Origin of the sequence: Tunturiibacter gelidiferens (assembly GCF_013410115.1) — a bacterium.
GTDB classification, from domain to species: domain Bacteria; phylum Acidobacteriota; class Terriglobia; order Terriglobales; family Acidobacteriaceae; genus Edaphobacter; species Edaphobacter gelidiferens.
The window spans coordinates 2,063,193-2,078,857 of record NZ_JACCCV010000002.1 but is presented as its reverse complement, the minus strand read 5'-3'; the positions used below and the strand labels follow the sequence as shown (position 1 = coordinate 2,078,857).

Annotated in this window: 7 protein-coding genes and 1 pseudogene; 4 read left to right on the top strand and 4 right to left on the bottom strand. The window is 58.5% G+C overall.

From position 1 onward, the window contains the following. Positions 1-84: 84 nt before the first annotated feature. Positions 85-1,746, top strand: coding sequence for an adenosine deaminase family protein (locus HDF12_RS20730; protein WP_179586554.1), 1,662 nt, complete (start codon positions 85-87; stop codon positions 1,744-1,746). Positions 1,747-1,838: 92 nt separating this feature from the next. Here HDF12_RS20730 and HDF12_RS22995 read toward each other — a convergent pair. Beyond that, positions 1,839-2,377, bottom strand: a pseudogene (locus tag HDF12_RS22995) (GGDEF domain-containing protein). A gap of 1,323 nt (positions 2,378-3,700) precedes the next feature. On the opposite strand from HDF12_RS22995, the gene HDF12_RS20715 reads away from it, so the two are divergent. The 3 genes from HDF12_RS20715 (at position 3,701) to glgP (ending at position 7,379) form a co-directional block, all read left to right on the top strand. Beyond that, positions 3,701-4,000 carry a hypothetical protein gene (locus tag HDF12_RS20715; RefSeq protein ID WP_179586548.1) on the top strand — a complete coding sequence of 100 codons (300 nt, stop codon included), beginning with the start codon at positions 3,701-3,703 and terminating at the stop codon, positions 3,998-4,000. A gap of 15 nt (positions 4,001-4,015) precedes the next feature. Beyond that, positions 4,016-5,386 (top strand): pyridoxal phosphate-dependent decarboxylase family protein, encoded by a 1,371-nt coding sequence (locus HDF12_RS20710; protein ID WP_179586546.1) that lies wholly within the window; start codon positions 4,016-4,018, stop codon positions 5,384-5,386. A gap of 196 nt (positions 5,387-5,582) precedes the next feature. Next, positions 5,583-7,379, top strand: a complete 1,797-nt coding sequence (glgP, locus tag HDF12_RS20705; protein WP_179586544.1) for an alpha-glucan family phosphorylase — start codon at positions 5,583-5,585, stop codon at positions 7,377-7,379. A gap of 270 nt (positions 7,380-7,649) precedes the next feature. On the opposite strand, the gene HDF12_RS20700 is transcribed toward glgP, so the two are convergent. From HDF12_RS20700 to HDF12_RS20690, 3 genes are read right to left on the bottom strand one after another with little or no spacing between them, the layout of a single operon-like run. After that, positions 7,650-10,979, bottom strand: coding sequence for an efflux RND transporter permease subunit (locus tag HDF12_RS20700; RefSeq protein ID WP_179586542.1), 3,330 nt, complete (start codon positions 10,977-10,979; stop codon positions 7,650-7,652). A gap of 19 nt (positions 10,980-10,998) precedes the next feature. Further along, positions 10,999-14,157: a multidrug efflux RND transporter permease subunit gene (locus HDF12_RS20695; RefSeq protein ID WP_179586540.1), complete on the bottom strand. Its 3,159-nt coding sequence runs from the start codon at positions 14,155-14,157 to the stop codon at positions 10,999-11,001. Further along, positions 14,154-15,539 (bottom strand): efflux RND transporter periplasmic adaptor subunit, encoded by a 1,386-nt coding sequence (locus tag HDF12_RS20690; protein WP_179586538.1) that lies wholly within the window; start codon positions 15,537-15,539, stop codon positions 14,154-14,156. The genes HDF12_RS20695 and HDF12_RS20690 overlap by 4 nt, the downstream gene beginning before the upstream one ends. Between the last annotated feature and the right edge of the window lie 126 nt (positions 15,540-15,665).

The following is a 15,665-nucleotide window of genomic DNA, read 5'->3' as shown; positions in this document are numbered from 1 at the left end:
ATTCCAAGTATAGCAATCTCGAGCCATACCGCCAACTCGCCATCTCAAGCTATCCTTTCTCATACTCGAACCGCAAGGAAGCCAATGATCCGTCGTCTCCGAAACCTCATGGCTGCATCATTTTTTTTCTGTTTCGTCACTGCCGCACACGCACAAGTCGCAACTCCACCAACCACATCGGTCGTTGCAAAAGGAACCGCCGTGGCGACGCCGCGCGAACAGCGGGCCATCAAAACCTTCAATACCGCACGACAGAGTCCTCTCCAACTCAACGCCTTCCTCACCCTCATGCCCAAAGGTGCCGACCTCCACATGCACCTCTCCGGAGCGATCTACGCAGAAACCTTCATTAAGGATGGAGCCGCCGATCTCCTCTGCGTCGACCCTACAACACATAGCTTCACCAAGCCGGTCGGTACCACCCGCAGCATCCCGCCGCAGCCCGTCTGTGGCGAAGGAAATGTTCGCGTCGAAGACGCATTTAAAGATCAGAAGCTCTACGATGCTCTCGTCGATTCCTTCTCCATGCGCGCCTTCGTTCCTAGCGCGGGCGTCAGCGGGCACGATCAGTTCTTCGCTACCTTCGACCGCTTCCGCAGTCTCAACAAATCTCACGCGGGAGAATGGCTCGACGAAGTCGCCACCCGTGCTGCCGCACAAAATGAGCAGTACCTGGAGGTTATGGAGACTCCCATCTTCACCGACCTCTCCAAGGTCATCTCGAAAATTGATTGGCCCTCCACCCCTGCAGATCCAGCGCAAAACCGTACCGGCGACGCCACTGGCACCAGCCGTGAGGACCTCAGCCGCCTTCGCGAAACCCTCCTCAATGCAGGCCTCCGCGACGAAGTCGCCGTTGATCGCAAAGAATTAGACGACGCTCTCGACGCTCGTGACACCATCGAGAACTGCGGCCAGCCCAGCGCCCGACCGGGCTGCTCCGTCAAAATCCGCTTCCTCTATCAGGTCCTACGAGCCTTCCCTCCGCAGCATGTCTTCGCGCAGACGCTGTTGGCATTCGAGGTCGCGTCAGTGGACCCTCGTGTCGTCGGGCTCAACTTCGTGCAGCCCGAAGACGCCTACTTGTCTATGTCTGAGTATCACCGCCAGATGCTAATGCTCGACTATCTCCATGGCGTCTACCCCAAAGTTCACATCTCCCTTCACGCAGGCGAGATCGCTCCCGGCTTGGTCCCTCCCGACGGTCTTCGCTTCCACATCCGCGAAGCCGTCGATCTCGGCCATGCCGAACGCATCGGCCACGGTGTCGACGTCATGTACGAGAACGAGCCGCAGGCATTGCTGAAGGAGTTGGCCGACCGCCACATCATGGTTGAGATCAATCTCACCTCGAATGATGTCATCCTCGGCGTCACCGCTCCCTGGCATCCGCTTCCGTCCTATCGCGCTGCCGGCGTTCCCTTCGCCCTCTCCACCGACGACGAGGGCGTCTCCCGCATCGATCTCACCAACGAATACACCCGTGCCGCCATGGAGTTCGACCTCTCCTACCTCGACCTCAAGCAATCTGCCCGCACCAGCCTCGAGCACAACTTCCTTCCCGGACCCAGCCTTTGGCAGCAACCCGATGTCTTCAGCAAAACCGTTGCCGCCTGTGCGGGACAGCCTCTGGGAGGCGCAAATCCCACCCCAAACTGCCTGAGCTTTCTTCAATCCAGCGAAAAGGCCGCTGAACAGTGGGAACTCGAACACCGTTATGATCTCTTCGAGTCCAATCTGCCTTGAACTCCAGCGCACAAAGAAATTCGCGGGAGAGATGCATCATCCGGCCGATAAAACCCCTCTCTTGTGTTCTAAAAAATATGTGACATTAGTGGTTACACAACGACGGGACTTGACTCGCTCGCTTCAGAAACCTGACTCAGGACTGCCGAAAGCCTCTTGTCTCCATGGTCGCTGAAGGACTCACGAGCGACGACCACGCGGTCGCGTCCTCCGCGTTTAGCATCGTACAAAGCGTGATCCGCCATTCGCAGAAGATCGGTGGCGTCTATTGCCGGCGCAGGATACATTGCCAGGCCAATCGATACAGAGACCGGGCGCAGAACCTCTGCTTTAAATTTCATGCGCAGCCGGTTTACGTTATGCCGTATCGTATTCGCCTTCGCCAACGCAAGCTCCTCGGTGATCTCCGGAAGAAGAATGACAAACTCTTCCCCTCCATAGCGACACACAACATCCTCGCTCCGAACACTCTGCTGAAAGCACTCGGCCACTTACGCAACACCACATCGCCCGCCTCATGGCCGAAGGTATCGTTGAACGCCTTGAAGTGGTCGACGTCCAGCATTAACACTGCGAGAGACGTATGCCGCCGAACCGCGCGCTGCACCTCGCGCTCCAGCGCAATCTCCATAAAGTGGCGATTGAAAAGGCTTGTCAGGCCGTCACGAATCGACTGACTCTCCAACTTCGCTCTCAGGTTCAGCCCAGCGATCGCCATCGAAGCCAACTCCACCATCTCCTGCACTAACTGCATGCGGCCGTCGGCAAGATCTGCGATCTCCTTCGAGGGAAACGAGAGATACACAAACCCAAGTGTGTCTCCCTGTGCTGCAAGCGGAATGCAGACGTAGTTCTCCGGCCCGGAGCCAGCAAAATGGCTACAATGAAGCTCCGACTGTCCCGGCCTCCGCCAGCGCAGTCTTCCGGCGCGCAAACCGCAACAGGCGTCCATATCAAACGCGTCAGACAACGCCGAAGGATCGTTCCACGTCGCCGCCACCTCAAGCATGCTTCGTGAATTGTTAATGATCAAGGTAGCGCCGCTGCTTCCTGGCACAAGCTCCCGAAAGTGTCGCACCGCACACCCCTGAGCCTCCTTCGCGGTGACGCACAACTGCAGTTCGTCGCGCGCATTCTTCAGCAAAATCGCTTCGGCCCCGCGTCGCTCAAGCTCTTCAATCGTAGCCTCCAACTGGTCGTTCGCAAGTGAGATTCGTCTTTCGAAAGACCGTCGCCGCACCGCATCTCTCAGTAGAAATGCAAAGAGCACAATCACAACGAACAGCGAAAAACCGAGATAGCCCGCTCCCGAGAGCAGACTTCGGTCCCGGCTGTTCTGCGACTCATCCGACCGTTGCCGCAGCAGCCCTCGTTCCTCCTCCTGCACCGTGTTGATGCTGCGGCGGCAATCCTGGATCTGCCGCTCCGGAACTATTCCTGGCCTTTCGAACCCATCGATCGCCTGGGTCAGGTCGCGTACCTGAGTATCCAAATCCTGCAGGTGCCGCATCTGGGACACGTTGTCGTTCAGCAGGCTTTCAAGATTCAACACTCCAGCGTGCAACGACACCGCAGCCGTCTGCGCAGCTAGCTTCTCTGCTGCGTCTCCCGTCGCTTCGTACAACTGGATCTCGTAGCCCACGCGGTCCAGTCGCTGCGCCTCGGTCTGCAGGCTCGTTAGAACGCTGTGAGAATGATCCAGCCAGTTGCGGGTCGAGATAAGGTGTTGCGTATTTGTATAAACAATGAAGCCGCCTGCGCAGGTAAACACAATGGCGCATACAGCACAAACCACAAGAAGCGGAATCACCCTGCTCGGCTTGAGCGGTGTACTTCGAATCTGATCACCGAACGTTGCGTGCAACGATGGCATCAACAAGCAATTCTCCTAAAACATCCGTCGAATCTTCTCTGTGCACGTCGAGCACCCGCGCTAAACTCATCTCCAGAGCCCATGAAAAAAGTCGTCACCACCATCCTCCAATTCCTTCTCTTCTTGATCCTCTTCGGAGCCTTCTCGCTCTTTCCACCGTTCCACATCGAGCACGTCCTTGGCTCATCCGCATCCGGCACGCGAATCTTTATCGCCGACGGTCTTCTCCTTGCGCTTGCCGTATATCTCTTTATCGTCCTCATCGAATTTTTGATGAAGCGGCTTCGCGCGATGGCGCCCTTGACGACAATCGCCTTTGTTTTCGCGGCCATCGTCGGGTTTCTGATGAAATTCGGCTTTCTCACCCGAACAAGTTTCTAAGAATTCACTAATTTCATGTCAGACGATCTCTTCAAAATCCTTAACGCCGCCCAACAGCATCTGGATGCTGGATCCGCCGACCTCCCTCCATACTCCGCACCCCCGCTGGGAGAATCAGCCTCCGCGATCCTCCATCAGGTCGCCGATCGCCTGCAGGACAACTACCCCTACGCCCACCCGCTCTACGCCGGCCAGATGCTGAAGCCGCCCCACCCCATCGCCCGCGCCGCCTACGCCCTGGCCATGTCGATCAACCCGAACAACCACGCTCTCGACGGTGGGCGCGCCAGCTCCGCCATGGAGATCGAAGCCGTCGCCGCTCTCGCAAAGATGTTTCACTGGCCTCAGCACCTTGGCCACCTGTCAAGCGGGGGCACCTTCGCGAATCTGGAAGCCCTGTGGGTCGCCGGCCAGCTCATGCCAGGTACGGCAATCGCCGCCTCCGACCAGGCGCACTACACTCACAGCCGCATATCCAGCGTTCTCGGCCTGCCCTTCGTCACCGTCCCCTCCGACGACCGCGGTCGCATGGACCTCACCGCCCTCGAGCATCTCCTCGCAACGCAAAACATCGGCACCGTTGTCGTCACGTTAGGCACCACCGCCATCGGCTCAGTCGACCCGCTCGACCAGATCCTTCTGCTCCAGAAAAAATACGACTTCCGCATCCACGTCGATGCGGCCTACGGCGGCTACTTCACCCTCGCCTCCAACCTATCCCCCGAGACCCGCGCAGCCTTCGACGCCATTCCATACGCAGACTCCATCGTCATCGATCCTCACAAGCACGGCCTCCAACCGTACGGCTGCGGCTCCATCCTCTTCCGCGACCCAGCCGTCGGCCGCTTCTACAAACACGACTCCCCCTACACCTACTTCTCTTCGAAAGACCTTCACCTCGGCGAGATCTCCCTCGAGTGCTCCCGCGCCGGCGCATCCGCCGTAGCTCTTTGGGCGACCCAGCAACTCCTCCCCTACACTCCCGGCGGCGTCTTCGCCCAGGGCCTCGAATCCAGCCATGCTGCGGCCCTCGAACTTCACCACCGCCTCACCGAATCCACCCACTTCCTCACCCCGTCCAGCCCGCCGCAGCTCGACATCGTATTCTGGGCAGTCAACGCCCCAACCCCCGAGACTTCCTCAGCTCTGGCGCAGTCGATATTCGACGAAGCCGCCAAAAATGATCTTCACCTTGCTCTCGCCAAACTTCCGGTACGTTTTTTTCCACATAATACCTGGCTAGATACCCCCAAAAACGACTCTGAAAATAAAGTCACCTGTCTCCGGTCAGTTCTGATGAAGCCAGAACATCTCCTTTGGTTAGACCACTTATGGCAGCGTCTCCAGGCCGCCGCAGTCCACGAAGTCGCGTCAATACCCCAATAGCATGAGGGAAAGTAACCAGAGTTCCATCTTTTGGAGGAGAGCCGTTTGGTAGAATCAGTCCTAAATTCGACGCTTCAACGATCTAATCTTCGGATCTCATACAGCGCATCTCCCGCCGATAGAGAGTGATGATGTCGCAACTCGGGCCATCGACGCTAGAAATAGAAAATCGGATGAGATAAGGACCAATCAACGCATGACTCTTCCCTCCGCCGCCACCCCTGCTTCGACACCCGATCTCTCCGCCCGCACTATCGCCTACTTCTCCATGGAGATAGCTCTCTCCCCGGCATTACCCACCTACTCCGGTGGCCTCGGCATGCTCGCCGGCGATACCCTTCGTTCCGCCGCAGACACCGCAGCCCCCATGGTCGCTATCTCGCTCGTCCATCGCCGCGGATACTTCCGCCAGAAGCTCTCCGACGTCGGCCAGCAGACAGAAGCCGACGTTCCCTGGTCCCCTGAGACCACCCTGCCCAGCGCCAACCAGATCATCGCCCTCACCCTGCAGGGCCGTCAGGTCCTGGTTCGCGCCTGGCGCTTCGACGTCATCGGCGTCACCGGCCACATCATTCCCGTCTTCCTCCTCGACACCGACGTCGAAGGCAACGACCCCTGGGACCGCCGCCTCACCGACCACCTCTACGGCGGCGACACCTACTATCGTCTCTGTCAGGAGACCGTTCTCGGCCTCGCCGGCGTCTCGCTACTCGATGCCCTTGCCTGTAAACCGAAGGTCTATCACATGAACGAGGGCCACGCCGCCCTCCTCGCCATCGGCCTCCTCGAAGACCACCTCGCTGGCACCCCCCTCAAGAACGCAACCGAGGCCGACATCGAGTTCGTCCGTCAGCAGTGCGTCTTCACCACCCACACTCCAGTCCCGGCCGGCCACGATCAGTTCGGCGTCGATCAGATGTACCAGGTTCTTGGAAACGACCGCGCCGCCGCCATCGAGCAGTTCGGCTGCCTCCATAACGGCCTGATGAACATGACCTACATCGCCCTCCGCTTCTCGCGCTTCGTCAACGGCGTCGCCATGCAGCACGGCAAGGTCTCCCAGCAGATGTTCCCCGGATACAAGGTGTACTCCATCACCAACGGCGTCCACGCCGCCACCTGGCTCTCGCCTCACTTTCAGGAGCTTCTCGACGACGAGATCCCCCACTGGCGCACCGACAACCAGTACCTCCGCTCGGTCTACGGCATTGACCCGGCCCGCATCGCCGCCGCTCACAATAAGGGCAAATTACGCCTCTTCAGCTCCATCGCAAAACGCACCGGGCATCACTTCAACCCCAACGTCCTCACCCTCGGCTTTGCCCGCCGCGTCGCCACCTACAAGCGCGCCAGCCTACTCCTGCACGATCCCAAGCGGCTCGTTGAGATCGCCGAGAAGATCGGCGGCCTCCAGATCCTCTACGCCGGCAAGGCCCATCCCGCCGACGTTGCCGGTAAAGGTCTCATCCGCGAAGTGTTCGCCTCTGCCGCCAAGCTAAACTCGTCGGCCCTCAAGATCTTCTACATGGAAAACTACGACTGGGAGCTAGGCGCTCTCCTCACCCAGGGCGTCGACGTCTGGGTCAACACTCCGCGCCGCCCCTACGAGGCCTCCGGCACCTCCGGCATGAAGGCCGCCCTCAACGGCGTCCCCTCGCTCTCGATCCTCGACGGTTGGTGGATAGAAGGCTGTGCCGAGAACACCACTGGTTGGGCCATCGAAAACGGCGAAGACGAAGCCGCAGAAGCCACCAGCCTCTACGAGAAGCTGGAAGAGTCCATCGCTCCCATGTACGCCAACCCCCACGCGTGGGCTCGTATGCAGCAGCATTGCATCGCCATCAACGGCAGCTTCTTCAACACCCACCGCATGCTGGCGCAGTACTTCAAAAACTCATACTTCCCCCCTACGCCGCTCTCCCCAACCCAGGCCAGCTATCTCGACCACCGTCGTTCCACGGACACGGTAGTCCCCGAACCAGCTCTCGTCTAACAGAACCCGCAAACAACATCTCAGGCAACGACGATCTTTACCGTCGTTGCCTGTTCTCTTTTCACTCCCACAAATCGAAGGGTGCCCCGTCTTAGCGCAGTCTCATCGCGCTAAGGTAGGAATGTAAAACCTTTCACCCGTGTCGCTGCTGTTGCCGTTGTTGTGGCTGTTGTGCTGTTGTTGTTGCCGCTGTTGTTGTTGCTAGTTTTTTTGTTGTCATTCCGCAGCGAAGCGGAGGAATCTGCTGTTGCGTTTAAAAACTTCCAACCACTAATCCCCAGCCACAACCTCTGCCACCCGCCGCCCAGCCCGTCGTCCCCGCACCGCCCGGGCAAACCTGCCCCTCACTCGATCGAAGAACAGATAAACCACCGGCGTAGTAAACAACGTAAGAGCCTGCGAAACAATCAGCCCACCCACAATCGTGATCCCCAACGGCCGCCGCATCTCGCTGCCTGTCCCTCGTCCCAGCGCCAGCGGCAATCCTCCCAGCAAAGCCGCCATCGTCGTCATCATGATCGGCCGAAACCGCAGCATACACGCCTCGAAGATCGCCTCCTGCGGCGTCTTCCCATGCTGCCGCTCCGCCACCAGCGCAAAGTCGATCATCATAATCGCGTTCTTCTTCACAATTCCGATCAACAGAATGATCCCGATCATCGCGATCACACTCAGATCCACCTTGAACAGCAGCAGCGCCACAATCGCGCCCACGCCGGCCGAAGGCAGCGTCGACAGAATCGTCAACGGATGAATAAAGCTCTCATACAGAATCCCCAGCACGAGATAGACAGCCACCAGCGCCAGCAAAATCAGCCACGGCTCACTCTTCAGCGAATCTTTGAAAGCCTGCGCCGACCCCGCAAAACCCCCATGAATAGCCGAAGGCATCCCGATATCCACTCGCGCCTGCTGAATCGCCTGCGTCGCCTCACTCAGCGAAGCCCCTGGCGCAAGATTGAACGACAACGTAGTAGCCGGCGACTGCGACTGATGATTCACCGCCAGCGGAATCCTCTGCGCCTCAAAGTGCGTCACTGCCGACAGCGGCACCATCGCCCCGGTCGTGCTCTTCACATAGATACTCTTCAACGCATCCGGATCCTCCTGAAACTGCGGCGCAACCTCCATCACCACGTGGTACTGATTCAGCGGCATGTAGGTCGTCGAAACCTGCGTCTGTGCAAACGCATCCGACAGCGTAGAATCGATCGTCAACGGCGACACCCCCAGCCGGCTCGCAGTCGCCCGATCAATCACCAGCTGCCCACGTAGTCCCTGCTGCTGCTGATCCGTCGCGACGTCTTTAATCTGCGGCAGCTGGTCCATCGCAGCTTCCAGCTTAGGACCCCACTCGTCCAACTCTTTGAGATTGTCTCCGGTCAGCGTGTACTGATACTCCGTCGCCGTGTTCCGGCCGCCAATCCGCAGATCCTGAAAAGCCTGCAGATACATAATCACGCCAGGCAGGTTGCTGACCTTCGGTCGCAGTCGGTTGACGATCACCTGCGCCGTGTCTCCCGTCTTCTTGCGCTCGGCATCCGGCTTCAGGGACATAAACATGAAGCCGCCGTTTGAATTTCCGCGCCCACCCGCAAACGCCGTAACATCTTCAACGCCAGGGTCCTGCTGTGCGATCGCCGCCAGCGCCAGCACATTCTTCTTCATCTGCGCGAACGATACATCCTGCTGCCCCTGCACCTGCCCGCCAATACGCCCCGCGTCCTGCTCAGGAAAGAATCCCTTCGGCACCAGGATGTACAGATAAACATTCAGCACAAACGTCAGCACCGTTATGACCAGCACCAGCCTCTGATGCTTTAACACCCAGCGCAGCCCCAGCTCATACTCCGCTGCCAGCCACCCTAGAGCCCGCTCGCCCGAACGGTAGAACCACCCATGCTCCCGCCTGCCGTGCGGCTCCAGATACTTCGCGCTCAACATCGGCGTAGTCGTCAGCGATACTACCAGCGACACCATAATCGCCACCGACAGCGTCACAGCAAACTCGCGAAACAGCCGCCCCACAATCCCACCCATCAGCAGAATCGGAATGAACACCGCAATCAGCGACGTGCTCATCGACACCACCGTAAATCCAATCTCCTTCGACCCCAACATCGCGGCCTGATACGGCGACATCCCCGCTTCAAGATGACGGCTGATATTCTCGATCACCACAATCGCGTCATCGACCACAAACCCCGTCGAGATCGTCAGCGCCATCAGCGACAGATTGTCGAGCGTATACCCCAGCAGGTACATGATGGCAAACGTCCCCAGCAGACTCAATGGCACCGCGACTGTCGGGATTAAAGTCGACCGCACCTCGCGCAGGAACAGAAACACCACCAGCACCACCAGCAGAATCGAGATCACCAGCGTTCGCGTTACATCCTTCACTGAGGCGCGAATCGTAGTAGTCCGGTCGAGCGCCACATGCACCGAAATCGCCGGCGGAATCGACGCCTCCAGCATAGGCAACATCTTCTTCACGTTATCCACGGTCTCAATCACGTTCGCCGTCGAGGTCTTGAACACGATCACAAGAATCGCAGGCTTCCCGTTGAACACTCCGGTAGCATGAACATCCTCAACACTGTTGACGACATTCGCCACATCCTGAATCCGCACCGCACCATGCGCCGTCCCCGGTCCGGCACCCATCCCTGTACTCGCAACCACAGGTGCAGCGACGGCCGCTGTCGTACTGTTTGTCGCGGCTCCATTCGCACCGGCCCCGTTGCCGGTCGAGCCAGTACCTCCACTCACCGCCTGCGGATTACTCGTCAATGCGCTCGCCACCGAAGCAGGCAGACCCGTGCTCGCAGGTGCCGAACTCACCGGTCCCTTATCCGTTGCCACAATCAGCGGAGCATACGCCGCCGCACCAAACAGCTGATCCGTTGCACTGACACTCCACCGCCGCGTGTCATCCTGCAGATATCCCTTCGGCTGATTCACATTCACCGTGCCGATCGCCGCCCGCAGCGCCTCGAGCCCCACGCCATAGTGAGCCAGCTGCATCGGGTTCGCCTCAATCCGAACCGAGGGCTTCGCGCTCCCCCCGCAGAAGGTCTGCCCCACGCCCGGTATCTGAGCGATCTTCTGCGCCAGGATGCTGTCGCAAGCGTCGTACAACTGCGGCACATTCATCGTGTCAGAGGTCAGCGCGATAATCATGATCGGCGAGTCAGCCGGATTTACCTTGTAGTACCCAGGATTACTTGGAAGATTCGCAGGAAGCTGGCTCCGCGCCGCATTGATCGCCGCCTGCACATCCCGGGCCGCCCCATTCACATCACGCGTCAAATCGAACTGAAGCGTAATCCCCACCACGCCGGTAGAAGAATAGGACGTCATCTCGTTGACGCCGGCAATCTTCGAGAACTGTCGCTCCAGCGGCGTCGCCACAGACGAAGCCATCGTCTCCGGATCCGCGCCCGGCAAATTCGCACCCACCGAGATCACCGGAAACTCCACCTGCGGCAGACTGGCCACCGGCAGCAGCGTATAAGCCGTCGCGCCCGCCAGAATCACCGCTATCGACAAAAGAAACGTCGCTACCGGACGCCGAATAAATGGTGCTGAAAAATGCATAATCCCTAATCCTTAACCATCAATCAGCCGACATCGCATGCGCGTGCAACTCCGCATCCTTCGAACGCCCCGACCTGCGCGCAAGCCGGTCGAAGAACAGATAAACCACCGGCGTCGTAAACAGCGTCAACACCTGCGACACAATCAGTCCACCCACAATCGTGATACCCAGCGGCCGCCGCAACTCACTACCCGTGCCTGTACCCAACGCCAGCGGCAGACCGCCCAGCAGCGCCGCCATCGTCGTCATCATAATTGGCCTAAACCGCAGCAGACATGCCTGATAGATCGCCTCCGTCGGCGTCATTCCCTGCTCGCGCTCGGCCTCCAGCGCAAAGTCGATCATCATAATCGCGTTCTTCTTCACAATGCCTATCAGCAAAATAATTCCGATCAGCGCAATCACACTCAAATCCACATGGAACAGCAGCAGCGCCAGAATCGCGCCAACTCCAGCCGAGGGAAGCGTCGAAAGAATCGTAATCGGATGAATATAGCTCTCGTACAAAACGCCCAGTACGATATACACCACGATCAGCGCAGCCAGAATCAACAGCGGCTCATTCGCGATCGAAGACTCAAAGGCCTTCGCCGAACCTTGGAATTCACCCTTCACGCTCGGCGGCATATGCAACTCCGCCTGAGCCTTGTTCACCGCATCCACCGCGTCGCCGATAGACTTGCCCGGCGCCAGATTGAACGAGATCGTCACAGCAGGGAACTGCCCCTGGTGATTGATCACAAGCGCTGTAGGCTTCTCCTCAAAGTGCGTAAACGTCGACAGCGGCACCTGCGTCCCGTTGGAGCTCTTCACATAAATGTTGTCGAGCGCCGCCGGATTCCGCTGATACTTCGGAGCCACCTCCAACACCACGTGATACTGATTCTGCTGCGTAAAGATCGTCGAGACCTGCCGTTGCGCAAACGCGTCATCCAGCGTGTCGTCGATGTTTTGCGGCGTAATCCCCAGCCTCGAAGCCGTATCGCGGTCGATCACAAGCTGGGCCTCGAGCCCGCTCATCTGCTCATCGCTCGCCACATCGCTCAAAATCGGAATCTGTTTCAGCTTTCCGACCATTCTGCTGGTCCACATCGTCAGCTCCTCAACATTCGCATCCTCCAGCGAATACTGATACTGCGTGCGGCTCACGCGGTCTTCCACCGTCAGATCCTGCAGCGGCTGCAGAAAACACTGAATCCCATCCACCGTCGCAACCTTCGGCTCCAGCCGCTCGATCACCTCCAGCGCCGTCGAGCTTCTCTGCTCCCGATCTTTCAAATTAATCTGAATGCGCCCGCTGTTCAAAGTAGAGTTCGTTCCATCGATTCCAATGAACGATGACACGCTCTCAACATCTTTATCCTGCAGAATGATCCTCGCCAGCGCCTGTTGCCGCGAGCTCATCGCATTGAAGCTGATTGTCTGCGGAGCCTCCGTTATCCCCAGTAGCACACCCGTATCCTGAACCGGAAAGAACCCCTTCGGCACTATCAAAAACAGATAAACCGTCAGCGCAAACGTAGCCAGCGTCACCAGCAATGTAGCAGTCTGGTGCCGCAGTACAAACCGCACACCCACCGCATACTTCGCAATCACATACTCAAAGAACTCTTCGCTCTTCTTGTAGAAGGTATTCTGCTCGCTCTCAGGCGTATGCTTCAACAGCTTCGCCGACATCATCGGCGTCAACGTCAGCGACACCAGCGCCGAAACAAGAATTGTAACCGCCAGCGTTACAGCAAACTCGCGGAACAGTCTGCCGACAATATCGCCCATGAACAGCAGCGGAATCAGCACCGCAATCAGACTCACCGTCAGCGAAACGATGGTGAATCCAATCTGCTCCGAGCCCTTTAGCGCAGCCTCCAGCGGAGAATCTCCCTGCTCCAGAAAACGCGAGATGTTCTCGATCATCACGATCGCGTCATCCACCACAAACCCTGTAGAGATCGTCAACGCCATCAGCGACAAGTTATTCAGGCTGTACCCCAGCAGGTACATCACTCCAAACGTCCCCACAATCGACAGCGGCACCGCAACCGAAGGAATAATCGTCGCAGCAATCGACCGCAGAAACAGGAAGATCACCATCACGACCAGTCCAATGGTCAGCACTAGCGAAAACTGCACGTCCTTCACCGAAGCCCGAATCGTATTCGTCCGGTCCGTCAGCACCTGGAGTTGCACCGTCGCCGGCATCGTCGACCGCAGCTGCGGCAGAATCTTCTGCACCTCATCCACCACGCCGATGATGTTCGCCCCCGGCTGCCGCTGGATGTTCACGATCACCGCCGGCTTCAACACTGCCTCGCGCGTCTGCTGTCCGCCTGCGCCAGCTTGCGCCGCAGTCCCCATCCACGCCGCCTGAAACAGATTCTCCGCGCTGTCTACCGCATTCGCCACATCCGACAGTCGCACCGGAGACCCGTTCCGGTAAGCAATAATCACATTGTTGTAAGCCCCACTCGAAGGCAACTGATCGTTCGCGCCGATCGTATACGACTGGCTCGCTCCATTCAGATTTCCCTTCGCCTGGTCCACATTCGTCGTTCCGACCGCAGCCCGAATATCTTCAAGGCTCAGTCCATAGTTCGCCAGCGCCGTCGGGTTCGCCTGAATCCGCACCGCCGGCTTCTGCCCACCATTGATCGACACCAATCCCACGCCCGAAAGCTGCGAGATCTTCTGAGCGATCACCGTATCCGCCAGGTCCTCCACCTTCGAAAGCGGAAGCGTATCGCTCGTCAGCGCCAAGGTCATAATCGGAGCATCAGCGGGATTCACCTTGCTATATACCGGCGGATTCGGCAGGTCCTTCGGCAGATAGCTGAACGCCGCATTGATCGCCGCCTGCACATCCTGCTGTGCGATATCGATCGACTCCGTCAGCGAAAACTGCAGCGTAATCACACTTCCGCCGCCCGAGCTCGACGATGTCATCTGGCTAAGCCCAGGTATCTGCCCAAACTGCCTCTCCAGCGGAGCCGTTACCGACGACGCCATTACCTCCGGACTCGCCCCCGGATAAAACGTCTGTACTTGGATCGTCGGATAGTCCACCTGCGGCAACGCCGACACCGGCAGTTGCTCATACGCGACAAACCCCGCAAGCAAAATGGCCACCATCAAGAGCGAGGTGGCCACAGGCCGAAGAATAAACGGCTTCGAAGGACTCACGAGGGCTGCCCCACGTTGCTCGTCATTCCCAACTCCGCAGTAGTCCCATCTCCAGCCTTCGTCGGAGCAGTCTTCGGAAACACCTTGCTTCCATTCTTCAGCTTCTCCTGCCCATCCACCACAATCTGGTCTCCCGGCCTCACGCCGCCGCTCAGGATCACCTGCGTCCCCTCGGTCAGTTCCACGTTTACCGTCTGCGCCTCGACATAAAATTTCGTCTGGTTCTCTGGCAGCTCAATCGTCGGACCATCCGCATTCTTCTTCGCCAACGGGTCCGGCGGCGGCTGCCCCTGCTTCAGCAGATAAACAAAGTTCCCCTGCGTTCCCGTCTGCAGCGCCGAAGCCGGAATTACCACCGCATTACGCTTCTCCTGCAGGATCAATCGCACATTCACAAACTGATTCGGAAACAAAGCACCGTCTTTATTTTCGAAGACGGCCTTTGCCTTCACCGTTCCGGTCGTCGTGTCAATCTGGTTATCGACCGTCAACAAACTTCCACTCGCCAGATGCGTCGCCGCAGCCCGGTCATACGCCTCCACCACCAGCTTGTCGCCCGCGCGCGTTCGCCTCAACACCTCAGGCAGCTGATCTTCCGGCAGTGTAAAGATCACCGCGATCGGCTGCAGCTGTGTCACTACCAGCAAGCCATTTGTATCTGCCGCATGCACAATATTTCCAGCATCGACCTGCCGAAGCCCAACCACTCCATTGATCGGCGAAAGAATCTTCGTATATCCCAGGTTCACCTTAGCGGCTTCAATCGCCGCGTGGTCCGAAGCGATCGATCCCTCCGCCTGCCCAGCCGTCGAAGCCTGCGCCTGCTGGCTCTCCTTCGAAACCACGCCAGCTGACAACAGCGCCTCATACCGCGCCGCCTCCGCGCGAGCATTCACCGCATTCGCCTGATCTTTCACCAACTGTCCCTGCGCCTGTTCCAACGCCGCCTGGTAAGGCTTCGGATCAATCTCAGCCAGCGTCTGTCCCTGCCGCACGGCCTGCCCTTCGCGCACCGGCACCTGCATCAACTGCCCATCCACACGCGACTTGATCGTCACGGTGTTGTAAGCGGTCACCGTTCCCAACGCCGTCAGGAAGATCGGCATCGTCTTCTGCTGCACCGCAGACACCTGCACCGAAGCCGGCCGGTCCGCCTGCGCCGCCATCATCATCTGCACGCCGTTCTGTTCCTTCGTGTTTCGGCGGATCTTCCACACCGCCGCGCCCACCACCGCGAGAATGACCAAAACCACAATCCACTTCCGCGCCGACGACCCCTTCGGCTCCTCTGGCACCGGCTCGGCACGCCGCAACTCTCTCTGCGACTCGCCCGCCGCTACCCCATCGTGTCGTTCTTTCTCATTTACTTGCGTTGACAGCATGGAGATGGTCTCTGCTCTCTCGGTAAAATTCACTGCACGAACAAATGGATTACTGTGCCAGATATCTAAGAATAAATGATAATGACGTTGGTCGCCCACGCACTTTCTTGCTCAACGGCCAGCCGA

Excerpts from the sequence above, each read along its gene's own strand:
- HDF12_RS20715 (WP_179586548.1), top strand. The coding sequence starts at position 3,701 with ATGAAAAAAGTCGTCACCACCATCCTCCAATTCCTTCTCTTCTTGATC.
- HDF12_RS20700 (WP_179586542.1), bottom strand. The coding sequence starts at position 10,979 with ATGCATTTTTCAGCACCATTTATTCGGCGTCCGGTAGCGACGTTTCTT.
- glgP (WP_179586544.1), top strand. The coding sequence starts at position 5,583 with ATGACTCTTCCCTCCGCCGCCACCCCTGCTTCGACACCCGATCTCTCC.
- HDF12_RS20710 (WP_179586546.1), top strand. The coding sequence starts at position 4,016 with ATGTCAGACGATCTCTTCAAAATCCTTAACGCCGCCCAACAGCATCTG.
- HDF12_RS20690 (WP_179586538.1), bottom strand. The coding sequence starts at position 15,539 with ATGCTGTCAACGCAAGTAAATGAGAAAGAACGACACGATGGGGTAGCG.
- HDF12_RS20730 (WP_179586554.1), top strand. The coding sequence starts at position 85 with ATGATCCGTCGTCTCCGAAACCTCATGGCTGCATCATTTTTTTTCTGT.